This window comes from Nonomuraea sp. NPDC048882, assembly GCF_040649755.1.
Lineage (GTDB): Bacteria > Actinomycetota > Actinomycetes > Streptosporangiales > Streptosporangiaceae > Nonomuraea > Nonomuraea maheshkhaliensis.
Genome location: NZ_JBEZGB010000030.1, coordinates 91386 through 109101 on the forward strand (window position 1 = coordinate 91386; position 17716 = coordinate 109101).

Genomic DNA, 17716 nt, shown 5'->3' on the forward strand with positions numbered 1-17716 from the left:
GAAGAGCAACAGGAGGTAGGAGAGCCGGTGCAGACGCAGACGGGCGAGGACCTGATCGAGCGCATCCTCGCGCACCCGGGCGACGCCGACCTCGTCGGCCCGGCGGCCAACGACCTGCTCAGCGAGCTGTACGCGGGATTCCCGGTCGAGAACCTGCGCAGGCTGCTGCACAGCGGCGACGACCGGATCCTGCCGACGGCCGCCTGGCTGCTGTCCGAGCTCACCGACCTCGCCGCGCCGCTGGTCGACGAGTTGCCGCCGCTGCTGTCCCACCCGGTCCGCAGCACCCGGTACGATGCCATCGCGGCGGCGCTGGTGATCGCCGACGAGCGGCACGGGCCCCTCATCGCCAAGGTGATCGAGCTGAGCCGCGATCCTGAGAGCGGCGTCCGCTGGAAGGCGCTCGAATTCCTGACCGAGGCTTCGATCGAGCAGCTTGAGGCGGGAGCGGCCTGCCTGCCGCCCGGTCAGCTCAAGGACCTGACCGAGTGGCTGATCCTCCAGGACGGCGAAGAGCCCGATCTGACGGGGATCGTCCAGCGATTGGAGGACGGCGACGCGGTGACCCGGCTGTTCGCGACGGCGGCCGCCGCGAGCCTGTCCGACGAGCAGGACACGAACCTGCTGGAGCACGCGGTCATGGTCGAGGAGGACGAGATCCGCTCGTTCGCCGAGGAACGGCTGAACGAGCTACGCGGCACCGACTGAGGCCGCCCGTCCGGCGCCGGGCCGTCCGGGAACCCGGAAGTCCCGGCGCGGGGCCGGCCGGGCGCCCGGAAGCCCTGGGGTGGGTTCAGCCGCGGGGTGCCTGGACGAACTTGGGTGGGGTCAGCCGCCGGGTGCCCGGACGAACTGGAACGTCGTAGTGCGGCGCAATCGGAAGCCAAGGCGTTCGTACAGGCTGATCGCGTTCGTGTTGCTCGCGGCGGCGTGCAGGAACGGCGTCTCGCCGCGAGCCCGGATGCCGGCCGCGACGGCGAGCACGAGGCGCGTGGCCAGGCCCTGCCCGCGGTGGGCGGGATGGGTGCAGACGGCGCTGATCTCGGTCCAGCCGGGCGGGTGCAGGCGCTCGCCCGCCATCGCGACCAGCTCGCCGCGGTGGCGGATGCCGAGGTAGACGCCCAGTTCGACGGTACGCGGCAGGAACGGCCCCGGGCTGGTCAGCCCGACCAGGGCGAGCATCTCGGGGACGTCGGCGGCGGTGAGCCTGACCGCCTCCGGGTCGGGAGCCGCGGCCACGCCGTCATCGACCATCTGCACGCCCGGGCCCCGCGCCACCACCTCCCATCCGTCCGGCGGCAGGACGCCGTCGCCCGTGTACGCGACCTGCCCGCCCGGCCCCGCCAGCGCGGCGACGTCGGCCCAGTCGCTTTCGGCCGGATCCGGGGGAAGAGCCGCGAACGACGCCACGTCGGGCGGATAACGCAGCACGTCGCCGCGCCGTTCGGCGAAATGGGCGTGCGGCCCGGTCAGGGAGAGGCGGGTCGCGTCGTCGAGCGGGTGCGCCGTCGCGTCCGTGCTCGGCAGGGCGGCGGCCGTGGTCATGATCGTGGTCCTTTCTGTGTCCCACATACCTATACAACCAATAGGTTTTATGGACAATAGAGGACGACCCGTGATCTCCTACCACTCACCCCCTCCCTCCGGCATGCCAGGACCGGCATGCCCCCCTTCCGGAGCGTTCCTCACCGTGAAGAACTTCTCTTTCTCCCTGCAGTTGCTGCTGGGCCTGGTCGTGGGCGTCGCCCTCGGCTTCGCCGCCCGCGTCTGGGGCCTCGCCTGGCTGGCCGACACCCTCACCGAAGTCGGATCGATCTTCGTTCAGCTGCTCAAGCTGGCGGTGCCGCCGCTGGTGTTCGCGGCCGTCGTGGTCAGCGTCGCCAACCTGCGCAACGTGAACGGCGCCGCCAGGCTGGCGGGCAAGACGCTGTTCTGGTTCCTGGCCACAGGACTGATCGCCGTCATCGTCGGCATCGCCCTCGGCCTGGTCATCAACCCCGGCCAGGGCGTCACCCTGAGCACGGAGGGAGCCAAGGCGCCCGAGCACGTCGGGACCTGGGTCGACTTCCTCACCGGCATCGTCCCGACGAACATCGTCACCGCCTTCACCGAGCTCAACGTCCTCCAGATCGTCTTCCTGGGGGTCGTCCTCGGCGCGGCGGCCATCGCACTCGGCGACAAGGCCGAGCCGTTCCTCGGTCTCTCCCGTTCCGTGCTCGAACTGGTACAGAAGGCGCTGTGGTGGGTCATCCGCCTGGCCCCCATCGGCACCGCCGGCCTGATCGGCAAGTCCGTCGCCACGTACGGGTGGGACCTGCTCGCCCCGCTGGCCAAGTTCAGCGCCGGCGTCTACGTGGGCTGCTTCATCGTCCTGCTGGCCGTCTACCCGGCGCTGCTGTCGCTGGTCGGCCGGGTCAACCCGATCACGTTCTTCCGCAACGCCTGGCCCGCGATCGAGCTGGCCTTCGTCTCCCGCTCCTCGGTCGGGACGCTGCCGGTGACCCAGAAGGTCACGATCGAGCGCCTGGGAGTCGACCGCGACTACGCCGCCTTCGCCGTCCCGTTCGGCGCGACCACCAAGATGGACGGCTGCGCCTCCGTCTATCCGGCGCTGGCGGCCATCTTCGTGGCCCAGGTCTTCGGAGTTCAACTCGGGGTCGGCGACTACCTGCTGATCGCGTTCGTCTCGGTGGTCGGCTCAGCCGCCACAGCGGGCCTGACCGGCGCGACCGTCATGCTCACCCTCACGTTGAGCACCCTGGGACTGCCCCTGGAAGGCGTCGGCCTGCTGCTGGCCATCGACCCGATCCTCGACATGATCCGCACCGCCACCAACGTCGCCGGGCAGATCGTGGTGCCGGTCCTCGTCGCCAGGGGCGAGGGCCGGATCGACGAGGAGATCCTCAACGCCGCCCCGCAGCCACTCCACGAGGCACCGGCGACCACACCCCGCCCGCCCTCCGGAGAACCGGCGCTCGCCTGAACCGACGAACCGCACACCTCGACGAGCCGGGCGGCGGGGCGGCCCGGCTCGTAGAGGAGTGAAATCGTGCCCGGCCTCACCAGCGCGAAGGTCAGCACAGGCTGAGCGTACGAGGTGGTCTCCAGCGCATCGGGTACGTCGGCGCGGCCGTGATTGGCGGCCCCGCTCGCACCGGCTCCGGGCCTGGCCATGCTGCTTTTGGTCCTGGCCGGAGCGGGTTTTCGTCGCCGGTCAGTAACGGAAATGCCTTTTCCTGAGGTCTGGGCTATGGTCGGCCGTATGACGGGACCGTGGAGAACACCACAAGGGTCCATCGCGTACCTCGGCGCGATGGTCCTGGTCCTGCTGTCCCTGGTCGTGGCCAGTGCCACCGGCCCGGCGAGCAACGCCGTTCCGGGAGCCGCGCAGTCCGGGCCCGTGTGGAGTGCGGGTGGATCCGGCGCCGATCTGTCCAGTCTGCCGCCGCAGGCGGGCAGCGCTCGCGAGCATCACGTGCTGTCGTTCTGGCCGCCCCTGCGCGGTGAGCGCCAGGCCGATCTCGCCCATCTGGTTCTGTTGCCGTCGCTCGGGTCCGACGCGGACACGCGTCGCGATCCCCAGCAACTGGCGCATCGCACCGCGGGATCGCGCAGCCCGCCGCAGGCGTAGCCGACGTCTTCCCGCACCGGACTCCGCCGCCGAACCGTGCCGCGGAGTCCGGTGACGCGCGTTGCGCTCACGCACGCTCATCTGATGCCTTGAACGGTGTCCGTCCCAGGTGTGTCGCCACGCGCTGAAGACGTCTCGCGGTCGTCAATCCGGCAGGAGAAACGGGCAGGTCTGTCCCTGCGTCCAGCGCCCCTTGGCATGGGGTCGCTCCGGTCTGCCGCCGTTCCGCTGACGTTGTTAGGAGCCGATCATCGTCATGGCAGTTGTCGTTGATGTCCACGCCCATCCGTGGCCGGAGCTCGCGCGGACGCGGGGGAGGGCGAGATGAGCCCGGCTCGGCGTTTTCTGGCGCTTGATCTGGGCACCGCCCGTACGCGGTCGCTGGCCGTCGGCGGGCATGCCATCGCTGACCGGCCGTCGGCCATCGTGCGGTGCTTGCCCGGTCCCGGCCGGACGGACGTCGCCTCGCCCATTCGGCATGGCATGGTGGCCGATCCCGGCGCGTGCCTTCGGCTGGTGCGGATGGCGGTGCAGGACACTCGCCACTACGACATCCGGCCGCTGGAGCTGGTGCTGGCCGGGGTGCCGGTGGCGGCCTCGCCCAGCGATCGGGCGGCGGTCCGGGCCGCTGTGGCCGAGGTCGCCGGATGTGAGGTGCGGCTGGTGGAGGAGCCGCTGGCCGCGGCCGTCGGTGTCGGCATCGACGTGCTCGATCCGCGTCCGTGTCTGCTGCTGGATGTCGGGGCGGGCATCGTCGAGGCCGTGGCGATCCGTGCGGGAGTCGTGATCGACGCGGCTGCCCTTCAGCTCAGTGCCACGACCGGAGCGGGGCTGGCCTCGTACGCGCTGGAGAGCGTCGTCGACATGACGGCGAGCTTGCAACGTCGCCTGCCCGAGGACGTCCGCCCGGCCGCGCGCGCCAGGGGGCTGCTGGTGACCGGCGGTGGTGCACAGCAGGAACTGCTGCTGCGCCGGCTACGCGGCGCGCTGCGGCTACCGGTCAGCGCGGCGCCCCAGCCGCAGCACGCCACCATCCGCGGCCTGATGCGGCTGTGCCTGCAACCTGAGCTGGCCTCCAGCCAGGCCTTGTCCACCCGCTGACCGGCCGCGAGCGCCGACCGGCATCACGCTCGCTGACCGGCCTATATCACCGCACGCGGCCACCGGTCGCGACGCGGGCCACCTTCTCGTGCGGGCCTCCTCGCCCCGCACGTACGTGACGCATACCCTTCGCAGAAAGGACCACCTGGTCATGACCGACAGTCACCCGACGCCACACCTCAGCAGCGTCCAGCTCCAGGCGCTCCGACAGGATCTGGAGGAGCAGCTGGAGCAGCGCACACGGCAGTTGAGCAGCCTTCGCGTCCAGGAGCAGGACGGCAGCGGCGCCGACGGCACCTGGCAGGAGCTGATCGTCTCGATCACCACCGCCGAGCGGGCCATCGCCGAGCTGTCCCAGGCCTTCGCCAGGCTGACGAACGGCGAGTACGGCCGCTGCGCCCACTGCGCGGAGGCCATCCCGTTCGAGCGGCTCAAGGTCCGGCCGCTGGCGCGTACCTGCATCGACTGCCAGCGGCGGCACGAAGCCGCCTGACAACGCGGAAGGGGGCGGGGAGTCCCGCCCCCTTCCGGCGACCCGGAGCTGATGATGATCACATTGGACCGCCTGGTGAACGTGCTCGGCGGGTACGGCGTGCGGCTGTGCGGCCGTCCCGAGGCGCGCACGATGTGGCTGCGCGGCGTGGCGATGCCCGAGACCGCCGACCGGCACGCCGCCGGTGACCTGCTGCTGGCCGTCGGTGCCGCCGGCCTGGACGACGCCGTACGGTGGGCGGCCGCCGCCCAGGCCACAGCGGTCCTGGTACGCCTTGAGGAGCCCGAAGCCGATGAGCCTCGCCTCCCCGAGGAGCCCGAAGCCGGCGAGTCTCGCGCCCCCGCGGAGCCCGCCGACCTCGAACGACGGGCCGCCGCGCTCGGCGACCGGTATGGCGTGGCCGTGCTGCTGGCCGACCCCGCCGTCTCCTGGAGCCAGCTGGCCGGCATGGTGTACGGGCTGGTCCTGGAGAGCCGCGAGACGGCCTCCGGCCGGGGCCCGACCGACCTGTTCGCGCTCGCCGACAACCTGGCCGACGTGGTCGGAGGCGCGGTCACCATCGAGGACCGGCACTCGCGGGTGCTCGCCTACTCCCGCTCCCAGCAGGCAGGCGACCCGGCCAGGCTGGAGACCATCCTCGGCCGGCGCGTCCCCGACCGGCTGCGCGAGCTGCTGCAGCGGCGGGGTGTGTTCGCGCACCTGGCAGCGACGGACGAGCCCCTGTTCGTGCCCGCCGACGCCGCGAACGGTCTGACCGGGCGGATGGTGGTGGCGGTGCGGGCCGGCCGCGAGCTGCTGGGCTCGGTGTGGATCAGCTGTGCCGCCCCGCTGACCGGCGACCACCGCCGCGCCCTGGCCGACGGCGCGCGTACCGTCGCGCTGCACCTGCTGCGCTCCCGCGCCAGCGCCGACCTCGAACGGCAGGTGGAGTCGGACCTGGTCATCCGGCTGCTGGAAGGCAGCGCCGACGCCGCGACGACGGCCAGCCGGCTGGGCCTGGCGCCGCACGATCTGCGGGTGATCGCCGTACGCGCCGACACCGCCGACGACCGTCACGCCGCGCTGCTGCTCGCCTTCGAGCAGGCCACCACCGGTTTCGGCTGGTCGCGTCCGGGACGCAGCGCGCTGCTCGGCGACACGCTCTACACCGTCCTGCGCGCCGAGGAGCCCGGCGCGGCCCGGCGGTGGATCACGGCTCTGCATGCCGAGCTGCCCGCACGGGTGCGGGTCGCGGCCGGGATCGGCGCGCCCGCCGAGGTGGCGGAGCTGCCCGCGGGCCGCCAGGAGGCGGACGAGTGCCTGGCGCTGCACGAGAGCGCCGCACCCGGCTCCGTCCCGCCCGCCTATGACGAGTCCTGGGACGACCTGCTGCTGCGCCGGCTCCGCGCGGCCGCTCGGACGGGCAGGACGCCTGCCCGCGGCCCGGTGAGCACGCTGCTGCGGTACGACACGCGGCATGGCACCCGTTTTGTCCCCACGCTGCGGGCCTGGCTGGAATCCCAGGGAGATCTCACGCTGGCGGCCGAACGCCTCCAGGTGCATCCCAACACCGTACGCAACCGGCTGCGCAAGATGGGCGAGCTCACCCCGCTGGACCTCGACGACGCCCGCCAGCGGCTGGCGATGACGATCATGCTGGCGGCCATGGAGGACGAACTCCGGTTGTAGCCCGTCCACAACGGCGGCGCCGCGATTGTCGTCCGCCCACAACGCGGCCGGCCCACGCTGGGGCGATGCTGTGCACGACAGCGGAAACAGGCAGAGCGTTGGAGGTCGGCATGAGCGGCAACGAGCCGCGGTCGGTGGTCGTGGTGGGCGCGGGCATTGTGGGCCTGTCGACCGCGTGGTTCCTGCAGGAACGTGGCGTGCGGGTGGACGTGGTCGATCGCGGAGGCGTGGCGGCCGGCGCGTCCTGGGGCAACGCCGGCTGGATCGCGCCGGGCCTGGCCGTCCCGCTCAACGAGCCCGCCGTGCTGCGGTACGGCCTGCGCTCGCTGCTCAACCCGGCGGCGCCGCTGCACGTGCCCGCGAGCCTCGACCCGGGCCTGTGGGCGTTCCTGGCCAGGTTCGCCGCCAACAGCCGCTGGTCGTCGTGGACCCGCGCGGCGCGGGCCAACCTGCCGCTGAACGACGAGGCCGTCGAGGCGTACGAGGTGCTGGCCGCCAACGGCGTGTCCGCGCCGGTCGTCGCGGCGCCCATCACCGCCGCGTTCCGCACGCGGCGCCAGGCCGGGAGCCTGCTGGCCGAGCTGCGCCGGCTCCAGGAGGCCGGGCAGCGGGTCGAGCACACCGTGCTCGACCGGGACCGGCTGGCCGAGCAGGTTCCGCTGGCCGGCGCGGCGCTGACGGCCGGCGTACGTCTCGACGGGCAGCGCTACGTGGACCCGGGCGCATTCGTGCACGCCCTGGGCCAGGCCGTCATGAAGCGCGGCGCGACCGTGTACGCCGTCGAGGTCGACGACGTGCGCGCCGAAGGCGGCAAGGCGGTCGTCCGCTCCGCCAACGGAACCGTGCTGTCGGCCGACGCGGTGGTGCTGGCCACCGGCGCCTGGCTGCCGCGCCTGGCCAGGCAGTGGGGCGTACGCGTGCCGGTGCGGGCGGGGCGTGGCTACTCTTTCACGGTGCCGGTCGATCATCCCGTGCCCGGGCCGATCTACCTGCCCGACGTGCGCGTCGCGTGCACGCCTTACCGCGACGGGCTGCGGGTGGCGGGCACCATGGAGTTCCGCGACCCGGACGCCCCGCAGGTGCCCGCCCGGCTGGACGCCATCATCGCCTCCGCCAGGCCGCTGCTGCGCGGGGTGCGCTGGGAGGAGCGTACCGACGTCTGGGTGGGCCCCCGCCCCGTCACCCCTGACGGCCGGCCGCTCGTCGGCGCGACCAGCGCCCCCACCGTGTACGTCGCGGGCGGGCACGGCATGTGGGGCATGGCCCACGGCCCGATCACGGGCCGGCTGCTGGCCGAGCAGATCACCACCGGCAAGCAGCCCGCCGCCCTGACCGACTTCGACCCCCTCCGCTGACGCGGGGACCACGCGCGGGCCGCCTCCGCCGGGTCCTCTCAGCCCTTGATGGCGCCCTGGGTGATGCCGCTGACGAAGCTGCGCTGGAAGAGGAGGTACACGACGACGATGGGCGCGATGACGATCAGACAGGCCGCCGCGAGCAGCGGGATGTCCGTCGTGTACTGGCCGACGAAGAGCCCGAGCCCGCTCGGTGCCGTACGCCGGTCGGGGTCCTGCATCATGACCAGCACCAGCATGAACTGGTTCCACGACCACATGAAGTACAGAACGGACAGCGTGGTGACCGCGGGCCATGAGATCGGCAGCAGCACCCGCGCCAGCACCACGAGGTCCCTGGCGCCGTCGATGCGCGCCGCCTCGACCAGTTCCTCGGGCACGTTCGAGAAGTGCGTCTGCATCCAGTACACCCCGAACGGCATGAACAGCGCCGCCTCGGCCAGGATGACGCCCACGTACGAGTCGGTGAGGCCGACCTCGCGCAGGTTGAAGTAGAGGGCCACCACGATCACCTCGATCGGCAGCGTGAGCCCCATCACGAACGCGAACGACAACGTCCGGTGCCCCCACACCCTGAGCACCGCCAGCCCGTACCCGGCCAGCGTGGCCAGCACCACGGAGAGCGGCACCACGCAGACCGCGATCAGCACGCTGGACCGCATGAGGTTGGTGAAGTTGCCCCGCTCCCAGGCCAGTGCGAAGGTCTCCCACGACCATCGGTCGGGGATGCTCAGCCCGTCGAGCTGCGCGCCCGAGGGATGCAGGGCGGCCAGCACGATGCCCGCGAAGGGCACCAGGACCATGACCGCCAGCAGGACGAGGACGCCGTACCGGAGACTGACACCGCCGCGCATGCTCAACTCTCCTCATCCCTGGTGAAGTGCCGGACGGCGGAGACGACGGCGATCACGATGACGGTCAGCACGACCGCCAGGGCGCTGGCGCCGCCGATGTCGCCCTCGTTGAAGGCCAGCCGGTAGACGAGCAGGCCGGGCACGTTGGTCTGCCCCGCCGGGCCGCCGTTGGTCGTGACGAAGACGAGGTCGAAGCTGGCCAGGGCGGCGATCGTGGTGATGACGCCGGCGACCGTGATCTCCCTGCGCACCCCGGGCACGGTGACGTGCCGGAACTGCCGCAGCGCGCCCGCGCCGTCGAGCCGGGCCGCCTCGTACAGGGACGGGTCGATCTTCTGCGCGCCGGCCAGGAAGAGCATCATGCACAGCCCGCTCATGACCCAGGTCCCGATGAGGCCGAGCGCGATCAGGGCCAGACCGTAGTCGCCCAGCCAGGCGCGGGTGATCGAGGCCAGCCCGACCGCGTCGAGAAGCTGGTTGACGGCGCCGTTCTCGCTGTAGAGCCAGCGCCAGGTGATGCCGACGGCGACGAGCGGCAGCACCTGGGGGAGGAAGAAGACGACACGGAAGAACGTCATGCCCCGGCGCACCTTGCCCATCAGCAGCGCCGTCATGAGCAGCCCGACGCCGATGGGGATGCCCGAGAAGAAGACGATCAGCGCGAGGCTGTGCAGAATCGCCTCGTACAGCGCCGGATCACGAAAAATCTTGACGTAGTTGGAGAAGCCTGCCCAGGCCGGCGGCAGGATGCCGTCCCAGGTCAGGAGCGACAGGCGGAGCGTGTTCAGCGCCGGCCAGATGGCGAAGCCGAGGTAGACCGCGAGCGCGGGCAGCACGTAGAGCCAGCCCCGCGCCCGCCGTCCCGGCCGCCGCGGCGGCCGGGCGGGCCCGCCGCCCGTCTCCCCGCCGCGGGCGGGAGCGGCCCGCGGTGGGGAGACGGCCGCGCTCGGCTCACGAGCCATGGTGCGCGTCCCACGATTCCTGGAGGGACCGCAGGAAGGCGTCGGGCGTCAGCTTGCTGTTGATCAGGCCCTGGATGCCGGGAGTCAGCTTGTCGATCATGCCGGGGGAGGCGTAGTCGGGGAACGGCACGATCCCGTTGCCCTGCGCCACCGGCGCGAAGACGCTCGCGATCTCGCCGCGCAGCCCCGTCGCCCCGAGCTCGGCCTTGGTGTCGACCGGCATGAACCCGCCGTCGAACTCGATCTTCGCCGCCTCCGGCGAGCTCAGGTAGTCGAGGAACGCCGCCGCGACGTTCGGGTGCTTCGACTTCGACGAGATCGCGTACGCCACGCTCGCGCCCGAGGCGACCTGGGCCGGCTTGTCCGCCGACGGCCCGGGCATCAGGAAGAAGCCCACGTCCTCCTTCATCTCCGTCTCCAGCGTCTGGGCGGCCCAGTTGCCGGTGATCACGAACGCGGTGTCGCCCTTGGCGAAGCTCGCCAGCGCGTCGGGGTCCGACGTGGCGCTCGCCCCGCTGGGGATGTACCCCTTCTTCGCCCAGTCGATGATGGTCTGGGCGGCCTGCCGGGCGGCCGGGTTCTCGATCGTCCCGCCCGGCTTGCCGTACACCCACGACCGGTAGTCGGCGACGTCGCCGGTCACGTTGAGCAGCGCGTTCCACAGCTGGAAGCCGCCGACCTGCAGCGCGCCCATGCTCAGCGGGGTCCGGCCGGCGGCCTTGGCCTTCGCCATCGCGGCCTCGAAGTCGGCCAGCGTCTTCGGCACCTCGGTGACGATCTTCTTGTTGTAGAAGACGCCGAGCACCGACAGCCCGCCGGGCACGGCGTACAGGCTGCCGGTGCCGAACTGCTTGGCCGACTTGTCGGAGCTGAGCACCTCCAGGCTGGCCGGCGGGAACTTCCCGGCCCAGCCGTACGCCTTGGACCACGGGCTCAGGTCGAGGATGAGACCGGCCGGGACCAGGGAGTTCATCGCGCCCGGGTTGTACTGGGCGATGTCCGGCGCCGAGCCGGACGACATCGCGAGCTTGATGGACTTGATGTAGTCGTTGAACGGCGTCATCTGGGGCTTGATGGTGACGTTCGGATGCTTCTTGGTGAAGCCGTCGATGAGCGTCTTGGTGGGCGGGTCGTTGCTGTAGGCCAGGGTGAGCGTCACCGGGTCCTGGGGGATGGTGGTCGACACCTCGATCTTGGGCGCCGTACCTCCTCCCGAGCTGCTCGCGCCCGCACAGGACGTGAGCGCGAACGCCGTCGTGACGCTGAGCGCCACGGCCGCCGCACGCCTGGCCGGTCTCGTCATCCCGGGCATGGCTTGTCTCCTCATTCCGGTCTCCTCAATCAGGGGGCGCGTCGTTCGCGCGACGGGTGCTCATGACGACCGTTCCTCACCAGGCCGAGCCCGGTCTCACCAGGCCGAACCTGGTCCGTTCGATCTCGTCCAGCGAGTGGAGCAGCGCGCCGTGGACGACGGCGTCCTGCTGGAGCGCCGAGACCTCCAGCGCCGGCTGCTCCAGCGGCTCGCCCGCCAGATGCCGCCGCAGTGCCGCGAGCAGCGGCTCGCCGCACCTGGCCAGGGGCCCGCCGATGACCACGAGCCGCGGGTCGAGGACCGCTCTGATCGCGGCGATGCCCTTGGCGAAGCGGCAGGCCACCACGTCGATCGCCTCCAGCGCCGCCGGGCTGCCGGCCACGACGGCGTCGAGCACGGCTTCGAGGGCGTGCTCGCCCATGGCCTCGATCCGGGACAGCAGCTCCGTCTCGCCGGCGCGTTCCGCCGCCGCGGCGGCCTGGCGCACGATCTCCGCGCCGCCGACCCGATCCTCGAACGGGCCCAGACCCCGCGAGGACCGGGTCTCCTCGGCCGGGCCGGCGCCGAGCAGGTCGAGGAACCCGACGTCGCCGGAGTCGTTGGACGCGCCGCGGTAGAGCTCGCCGTTCAGCACGATCCCGGCGCCGACCCGCTCGCCCCAGTGGATCATCACCAGGGAGTCCTCGCGCCGGTCCGCGTCGCGCCGCCGCTCGCCCTGCGTGGCCAGCTTGACGTCGTTGTCCAGGTAGACGGGGCAGCCGAGCGCCTGGGTCAGCCGGCGGACGAGGAGGTCGCCGGCCAGGCCGGGCATGCTCGGGATGAGCTTGATGACCCCGGCCGCCGGGTCGACGATACCGGGGGTGCCGACCGAGGCGAACCATAGGCCGCCTGCCGTGGTCTCCGCTGTGGTCCCCGCAGTGGTCCCCGCAGCGATCCCAGCAGTGCGCAGCGTGCCGTCCACTGTGGACAGGAGCGTCTCCACCACTTCCTCACCGCCGAGACGGGCGCCGAGCTGCACCGCGTCGGCGGCCGTGACCGCGCCGGCCAGGTCCGCGACCGCCACGCGCACGTCCTGCGGGCTGATGGACACGCCCAGCACGTGGCCGGCCTCGGCCCTGAACCGCACGAGCTGCGCCGGCCGCCCGGCCCGGGTGGAGTCGCGATCGACGGGGCCGAACTCGACCAGGCCCTCGGCGGCGAGCGCGTTGAGCGAGCGGGTGACCGCCTGGCGGGACAGCCCCACCGCCTTGGCCAGCGCGGAGACGCTCATCCTGCCCTCGGTCCGCAGTCTGCGCACGACGGCGACGGAGTTGACCTCGCGCATGAACTGCGTGCCGGCGGCCACGACCTGCTCCATGCTCTGCCTCCTCGCGTTCGGTTGCCGGTACGCTAGCATAATAATTATGTACTGTACGGAACTAATTAGTCGAGGGGTGTGACCTGCAGATGTCGTCCGGTGATGGCCCGCCGTGGGCGGACACCGTCGGTGGCCTGGCCCACCGCGTGCTCGGGCCCGCGGCCGATTCGGTACGGTTCGCCGCCCGCGACGGTGACGAGCGCGCGTACACCTACGAGGCGGCCGGCGGCGTGCTGACCATCGCCGCCACGGACGGGGTGAGCGCCTCGGTGGCGCTGCACCACTACCTCCGCGAGCGCTGCGGCGCCTCCGTCGGCTGGGACACGGCGCTGCCCCTCGGCCTGACGTCCCTGCCCGACGCCCCGCCGCGCGAGGGCACGGCCCGGGTCAGGGAGGGCTACTACTTCAACTTCTGCACCTTCAGCTACACGATGCCCTACTGGGACTGGGCCGACTGGGAACGCGAGATCGACTGGATGGCCCTGCACGGCATCACCATGCCGCTCGCCATCACCGGGCACGAGGCCGTGCTGCACGCCGCCTACTCCGCGCTCGGCCTCGACGACCAGCGGATCCGCGCCTTCCTGGGCGGCCCAGGCTACCTGCCGTTCCAGTTCATGGGATGCCTGGACGGCTTCGCCGGCCCGCTGCCCGCGTCCTGGCTCGACGGCCACCGCGATCTCGGGGCGCGCATCATCGGCCGTGAGCGCGCCTTCGGCATGACGCCCGTGCTCCCGGCCTTCACCGGGCACGTCCCGCCCGAGGTCGCGGCCACGGCACGGGCCGGCCGCCGCACCTGGCAGGGGTTCGAGACCTGGGTCCTCGACCCGGCCGACCCCCTGTACGAGCGGATCGGCGCCGAGATCGCCCGCACGCAGATCACGCTCTTCGGCACCGACCACCTGTACGCCGCCGACCCGTTCATCGAGATGATCCCCATCGACGCCGACCCCGCCTTCCCCGGCGCCGTCGCGGCGGCGACGCTGGCCGCCCTCCAGGCCGCCGACCCGGACGCGGTCTGGCTCATGCAGGCGTGGCCGTTCTCCTACCAACGGGACTTCTGGACCGAGGAGCGCGTCAACGCCTTCCTCGACGCGATCCCGGACGACCGGATGCTCGTGGCCGACCTGTGGGCGGAGCACGACCCGCTGTGGGGCCGCTTCCGCGAGTTCTCCGGCAAGCCCTGGCTCTGGTGCGCGCTGCTCAACTTCGGCGGGCGCACCGATCCCGGCGCCGACCTGCGCGGCGTCCCGGCCGGGATGGACGCGGCCCTGGCGGCGCCGAGCCCGCCCGCGGGGATCGGCCTGTCCATGGAGGCTACCCGCAACAACCCCGTCTTCTTCGAGCTCGTCGCCGACCAGATCTGGAACGAGGTGCCCGACCTCGACGCCTGGCTCGACGCCTTCGTCTCCCAGCGCTACGGCACCGGGGGCAGGTGGGCGGACGAGCTGCGGGCGGCCTGGCGGGGGCTGCTCGGCACCGTCTACGACGCGCGGGGCGTACGGATCGCCCCCGACCAGTTCAAGGGCGTCATCACCGCCGCCCCCTCCTACGCGCGGATCCCCGGCGGCCTGGCCGAGCTCCGTGCCGACGCCGTCCGTGTCCTCTGGTACCGGCCTGACGTGCTGGCGCGGGCCTGGGAACGGCTGATCGAGGTGGCCGAGCACGACCGCGACCTGCTGGCGGGACCGCTCGGGCACGACCTCGCCGAGGTGGGCGTGGCCTACATGGCCAGGGTCGCCGACCGCTGCCACCTCGACGCCGTCGAACGCTCGATCCGGCTCGGCGCCGCCGCCGGGCCCGAGCTCGAACGGTTCCTGCGGGTCTTCGACGACCTGGACCGGATGCTGGCCTGCCGCCCCGAGTACACCTTCCTGCACTGGGAGTCGAAGGCGCTGGCGCACGCCGCCGACGCCGCGGAGCGCGAGATCCTGGCCGACAATGCCCGCCGCATGATCACGGTATGGGGCACGTCGGACAGCCCGCTGCTCGACGACTACGCCGGCCGGCACTGGAGCGGGCTCGTCGGCGGCTACTACCGCGACCGCTGGGCGTTGTGGGCGAGCGGCCTCGACCGTGCCCTCGATCACACTCCTGACCGCGGCGCCGATCGCGCGCTCTCAGGACCCGGCGATGGCGTGGAGGCCGAGCTGCGGGAACGGCTGCGCGAACGCGCCGAGCTCTTCCTGCGGGAGGGCCCGCCGCCGGCCCCGCGTGACCTGGGCGACCTGGCCACGGAGTCGCGCCGACTCCTCACCGCGTACGCGGGCCGGACCGGCCCGCTCGCCCAGACCCGCCCGCCGGCCCAGACCGGCTCGAACGCCCAGTCCACGGACCACGACTGATGAGGAGCAGGAGCACGATGCCCCAGCCGGCCCCGCCGACAGAACGCCGCAACCCGCGCACCACCGGGATCGACACCCTGGATCCTGAAGCCGCCCTCCGGCTGCTGCTCGACGAGGACGCCAGAGCCGTCGAGGCCGCCCGCGCCGCCACCGGGCCGCTCGCCCGGGCGGTGGAGGAGACGCATGTACGGCTGGCCCGCGGCGGCGGCGTGCACTACTTCGGCGCCGGCGCGTCGGGGCGGCTGGCGGTGCTCGACGCCACCGAGATCACGCCGACGTTCGGAGTGGCCCCCGGCCTGTTCACGGCCCACTTCGCCGGCGGGCCCGGCGCGCTCACCGACGCGTCCGTCGACCGGGAGGACGCCGAGGAGCTCGGTGCCGCCGACGCGGCCGGCGCCGAGCTCGGCGAGAACAGCGTGGCCATCGGCATCACCGCGTCGGGGACCACCCCGTACGTGGCCGGGGCGTTGCGGGCGGCCCGCGCGGCGGGCGCGCTCACCGTGCTGATCACCTGCGATCCCGGCGCGCCGCTGCGCGAGTCGGCCGAGATCGTCGTCGTCGCCGACACCGGCGAGGAGGCGCTCACCGGGTCCACCCGGCTGAAGGCGGGCACGGCCACCAAGGTCCTGCTCAACGCGTTCTCGACGGCACTCATGATCAAGGCGGGACGTACGTACTCGAACCTCATGGTCGGGCTCGTGGCCACCAACGCCAAGCTGCGGACGCGGGCCGTGAGCCTGCTCGTGGAGGCGACGGGGGAGGACGCGGCGGTCTGCCGGGACGCCCTGGCCGAGGCCGGCGGGCGGATCCCGGAGGCGCTCGTCCGGCTGCTCACGGGCTGCCCGCCCGACCGGGCGCGTGCCGCGCTCGCCGCGCATCCCGGCGTCCGCGCGGCCGTCGCCGCCCTGGGCGGGCAGGCCGGATGAGCGGGCTCGGCTTCGCGGGCGTGGACGTCGGCGGCGGCGGCATCAGGGCCCGCGTCGAGAGCGGCGAGGGGGCCGCTCACGGCGAGGACACCTCCCCGGCGCCGCGCGCCGGGGGCCGGGTGGACCTCGACCGGCTGGCCGCCGGCATCACCACGGTCATCGAGAACGCCACCCGCGCCGGCGGGCAGGCGGGAACGGGCCGGGGGCCGGGGCGGCTGGCCGGGATGGCCATCGGGGTGACCGGAATGCCCGGCCTGGTCAGGGAGCCGGAGCCGCTGTGGCACGCCCTGCGCGAACGCTTCGAGCTGGGCGCGCTCGCGGTCGCGGGCGACACGGTGACCACGCACGTCGGCGCGCTCGGGTTCCGGCCGGGAGTCGTCGTCGCCGCCGGGACCGGCGTCATCACGCTGGGCACCGACCTCGACCGCGTCTGGAACCAGTCGGACGGCTGGGGCCACCTGCTCGGCGACCACGGCAGCGGCGCGTGGATCGGCATGTACGGGCTCCAGGCCGCCCTGCGCGCCCACGACGGCCGCGGCGGCGGGTCGCCCGCCCTGCTGGAACGCCTGACCGCCCGTTTCGGCCACCCCCTGGACCTGGTGGCGCTCGTCTACGAGTCGGCCTCGCCCGCCCACCACCTGGCCTCGTTCGCCCCGTCCGTGGCCGACGCGGCCCACGAGGGGGACCAGGTCGCGCGGGCCATCTGGGACGAGGCCGGCCGGCAGCTCGGCCAGGCCGCCGTCGCCGCCGCGACCGGGGTCGAGCCGGTCATCTCCTGGGGCGGACGCCTCTTCGACGCGGGTGACCTGCTGATGGAGCCGTTCCTGGCCGCCGTACGGGCCCTGCTGCCCGAGGCCCGTCCCACGCCGCCGCTGGGCACCTCGGTGGACGGGGCGCTCGCCCTGGCCAGAGCCGCCGCCCGCGGCGAGCTGCGCTCACGCCACCCGTACCTCTACGTCTTCGCCGCGGACCGCGGCGCGCCCTCGCCGCACACCCGCTGATCGGCGCCACCCACGAACCCACCCGCTCATTCGGCGATCTCGTCGACCAAGTGCGTCCAGAACGCCGTCAGCTCGTCGCCGATGTACCGCTGATAGTGGATGCGGACATGGCCCCCGCCGTCACCCGCCCGGTAGACGGACACCTCCGTGTACGGCGTGCCGTCGTCCACGAAGCCCGTGTACAGGTGTGCCCAGTCGCCGCTCTGGGGTGTCCAGTCCGGGAACGCGAGCTGGGCGGCGTGGTTGCGAAGGGCGCTGAGCCACCGATCTTCCCTCGAGGTTCGCATACTCCACGGTGGCAGGACGGCCACCAAGAGCAGGCAAAACGCGGCCGTCGGCCACACCACTCGGCGGAGATCGTCCCCAAGAGGGCCCGATGCCGGTGAAGTGACGAAGGTCCCGGGCTGTGCGGGCTGTCCGGCACTGCCGCGCGAACCGCGAAGACGGTGTGCTTGGGGTGACAGCGAAACGGTAGATCACCCCTTGAAAGGGGGCCGTCATGGCCGCCACCATCAACAGCCCCGTCGTGAACGCCACCACCGCGACGCCCCGCCCCGCCGCCGGCTACGTCTGGGCCCTCGCCCGGATCGCGCTCGGCTGGACCTTCCTCTGGGCATTCCTGGACAAGACCTTCGGCTGGGGCTTCGCCACCCCCGCGGAGCGTGCCTGGGTCGCGGGCGGCAGCCCGACGACCGGCTTCCTCAAGGGCAC

General features: G+C 72.7%; 16 protein-coding genes and 1 pseudogene. 11 read left to right on the forward strand and 6 right to left on the reverse strand.

What is annotated here, in order from left to right; all coding sequences use genetic code 11:
• Positions 1-27: 27 nt before the first annotated feature.
• Positions 28-708 carry a hypothetical protein gene (locus tag AB0C27_RS52745; RefSeq protein WP_357862300.1) on the forward strand — a complete coding sequence of 227 codons (681 nt, stop codon included), beginning with the start codon at positions 28-30 and terminating at the stop codon, positions 706-708.
• A gap of 120 nt (positions 709-828) precedes the next feature.
• On the opposite strand, the gene AB0C27_RS52750 is transcribed toward AB0C27_RS52745, so the two are convergent.
• Positions 829-1545, reverse strand: a complete 717-nt coding sequence (locus AB0C27_RS52750) for a GNAT family N-acetyltransferase (protein ID WP_357862301.1) — start codon at positions 1543-1545, stop codon at positions 829-831.
• A gap of 145 nt (positions 1546-1690) precedes the next feature.
• On the opposite strand from AB0C27_RS52750, the gene AB0C27_RS52755 reads away from it, so the two are divergent.
• From AB0C27_RS52755 to AB0C27_RS52780, 6 genes are all read left to right on the forward strand, one after another.
• Complete coding sequence (locus AB0C27_RS52755; protein WP_357862303.1) at positions 1691-2983, forward strand: dicarboxylate/amino acid:cation symporter; 1293 nt, start codon at positions 1691-1693, stop codon at positions 2981-2983.
• Between the two features lie 279 nt (positions 2984-3262).
• Entirely contained in the window at positions 3263-3631 is a 369-nt protein-coding gene (locus AB0C27_RS52760; RefSeq protein ID WP_357862305.1) for a hypothetical protein, read from the forward strand.
• Positions 3632-3955: 324 nt separating this feature from the next.
• Positions 3956-4732 carry a rod shape-determining protein gene (locus AB0C27_RS52765; protein ID WP_357862307.1) on the forward strand — a complete coding sequence of 259 codons (777 nt, stop codon included), beginning with the start codon at positions 3956-3958 and terminating at the stop codon, positions 4730-4732.
• A gap of 151 nt (positions 4733-4883) precedes the next feature.
• Positions 4884-5225, forward strand: coding sequence for a TraR/DksA C4-type zinc finger protein (locus AB0C27_RS52770; protein ID WP_357862309.1), 342 nt, complete (start codon positions 4884-4886; stop codon positions 5223-5225).
• A 54-nt stretch (positions 5226-5279) separates the two neighbouring features.
• Complete coding sequence (locus AB0C27_RS52775; protein WP_357862311.1) at positions 5280-6893, forward strand: helix-turn-helix domain-containing protein; 1614 nt, start codon at positions 5280-5282, stop codon at positions 6891-6893.
• A 110-nt stretch (positions 6894-7003) separates the two neighbouring features.
• Positions 7004-8248 (forward strand): FAD-dependent oxidoreductase, encoded by a 1245-nt coding sequence (locus AB0C27_RS52780; protein ID WP_357862313.1) that lies wholly within the window; start codon positions 7004-7006, stop codon positions 8246-8248.
• Positions 8249-8286: 38 nt separating this feature from the next.
• Here AB0C27_RS52780 and AB0C27_RS52785 read toward each other — a convergent pair whose 3' ends face one another.
• From AB0C27_RS52785 to AB0C27_RS52800, 4 genes are all read right to left on the reverse strand, one after another.
• Positions 8287-9102 (reverse strand): carbohydrate ABC transporter permease, encoded by an 816-nt coding sequence (locus tag AB0C27_RS52785; protein ID WP_357862315.1) that lies wholly within the window; start codon positions 9100-9102, stop codon positions 8287-8289.
• Positions 9103-9104: 2 nt separating this feature from the next.
• Positions 9105-10064 (reverse strand): sugar ABC transporter permease, encoded by a 960-nt coding sequence (locus AB0C27_RS52790; RefSeq protein WP_357862317.1) that lies wholly within the window; start codon positions 10062-10064, stop codon positions 9105-9107.
• A complete protein-coding gene (locus AB0C27_RS52795; RefSeq protein ID WP_357862319.1) occupies positions 10054-11376 on the reverse strand; it encodes an extracellular solute-binding protein in 1323 nt (440 codons plus the stop codon). The genes AB0C27_RS52790 and AB0C27_RS52795 overlap by 11 nt, the downstream gene beginning before the upstream one ends.
• Before the next feature lie 76 nt (positions 11377-11452).
• A complete protein-coding gene (locus AB0C27_RS52800; protein ID WP_357862321.1) occupies positions 11453-12733 on the reverse strand; it encodes an ROK family transcriptional regulator in 1281 nt (426 codons plus the stop codon).
• A gap of 89 nt (positions 12734-12822) precedes the next feature.
• Between AB0C27_RS52800 and AB0C27_RS52805 the strand changes: the two genes are divergently transcribed.
• Genes AB0C27_RS52805 through AB0C27_RS52815 form a run of 3 tightly spaced genes read left to right on the forward strand, consistent with a single transcriptional unit; the run spans position 12823 to position 17005 of the window.
• Entirely contained in the window at positions 12823-15078 is a 2256-nt protein-coding gene (locus AB0C27_RS52805) for an alpha-N-acetylglucosaminidase TIM-barrel domain-containing protein (RefSeq protein WP_357862323.1), read from the forward strand.
• A 17-nt stretch (positions 15079-15095) separates the two neighbouring features.
• Positions 15096-16004: an N-acetylmuramic acid 6-phosphate etherase gene (locus AB0C27_RS52810; RefSeq protein ID WP_357862325.1), complete on the forward strand. Its 909-nt coding sequence runs from the start codon at positions 15096-15098 to the stop codon at positions 16002-16004.
• Positions 16001-17005 carry a BadF/BadG/BcrA/BcrD ATPase family protein gene (locus AB0C27_RS52815; RefSeq protein ID WP_357862327.1) on the forward strand — a complete coding sequence of 335 codons (1005 nt, stop codon included), beginning with the start codon at positions 16001-16003 and terminating at the stop codon, positions 17003-17005. The genes AB0C27_RS52810 and AB0C27_RS52815 overlap by 4 nt, the downstream gene beginning before the upstream one ends.
• A 26-nt stretch (positions 17006-17031) precedes the next feature.
• Here AB0C27_RS52815 and AB0C27_RS52820 read toward each other — a convergent pair whose 3' ends face one another.
• On the reverse strand, positions 17032-17292 hold the full coding sequence (locus AB0C27_RS52820; RefSeq protein WP_346115594.1) for a hypothetical protein: 261 nt from the start codon (positions 17290-17292) through the stop codon (positions 17032-17034).
• Between the two features lie 212 nt (positions 17293-17504).
• Between AB0C27_RS52820 and AB0C27_RS52825 the strand changes: the two are divergent.
• A pseudogene (locus AB0C27_RS52825) lies at positions 17505-17716 on the forward strand (hypothetical protein); the annotation flags it as partial.

Excerpts from the sequence above, each read along its gene's own strand:
- AB0C27_RS52810 (WP_357862325.1), top strand. The coding sequence starts at position 15,096 with ATGCCCCAGCCGGCCCCGCCGACAGAACGCCGCAACCCGCGCACCACC.
- AB0C27_RS52805 (WP_357862323.1), top strand. The coding sequence starts at position 12,823 with ATGTCGTCCGGTGATGGCCCGCCGTGGGCGGACACCGTCGGTGGCCTG.
- AB0C27_RS52780 (WP_357862313.1), top strand. The coding sequence starts at position 7,004 with ATGAGCGGCAACGAGCCGCGGTCGGTGGTCGTGGTGGGCGCGGGCATT.
- AB0C27_RS52820 (WP_346115594.1), bottom strand. The coding sequence starts at position 17,292 with ATGCGAACCTCGAGGGAAGATCGGTGGCTCAGCGCCCTTCGCAACCAC.
- AB0C27_RS52800 (WP_357862321.1), bottom strand. The coding sequence starts at position 12,733 with ATGGAGCAGGTCGTGGCCGCCGGCACGCAGTTCATGCGCGAGGTCAAC.
- AB0C27_RS52815 (WP_357862327.1), top strand. The coding sequence starts at position 16,001 with ATGAGCGGGCTCGGCTTCGCGGGCGTGGACGTCGGCGGCGGCGGCATC.
- AB0C27_RS52775 (WP_357862311.1), top strand. The coding sequence starts at position 5,280 with ATGATCACATTGGACCGCCTGGTGAACGTGCTCGGCGGGTACGGCGTG.
- AB0C27_RS52770 (WP_357862309.1), top strand. The coding sequence starts at position 4,884 with ATGACCGACAGTCACCCGACGCCACACCTCAGCAGCGTCCAGCTCCAG.
- AB0C27_RS52750 (WP_357862301.1), bottom strand. The coding sequence starts at position 1,545 with ATGACCACGGCCGCCGCCCTGCCGAGCACGGACGCGACGGCGCACCCG.
- AB0C27_RS52785 (WP_357862315.1), bottom strand. The coding sequence starts at position 9,102 with ATGCGCGGCGGTGTCAGTCTCCGGTACGGCGTCCTCGTCCTGCTGGCG.
- AB0C27_RS52790 (WP_357862317.1), bottom strand. The coding sequence starts at position 10,064 with ATGGCTCGTGAGCCGAGCGCGGCCGTCTCCCCACCGCGGGCCGCTCCC.
- AB0C27_RS52760 (WP_357862305.1), top strand. The coding sequence starts at position 3,263 with ATGACGGGACCGTGGAGAACACCACAAGGGTCCATCGCGTACCTCGGC.
- AB0C27_RS52765 (WP_357862307.1), top strand. The coding sequence starts at position 3,956 with ATGAGCCCGGCTCGGCGTTTTCTGGCGCTTGATCTGGGCACCGCCCGT.
- AB0C27_RS52795 (WP_357862319.1), bottom strand. The coding sequence starts at position 11,376 with ATGCCCGGGATGACGAGACCGGCCAGGCGTGCGGCGGCCGTGGCGCTC.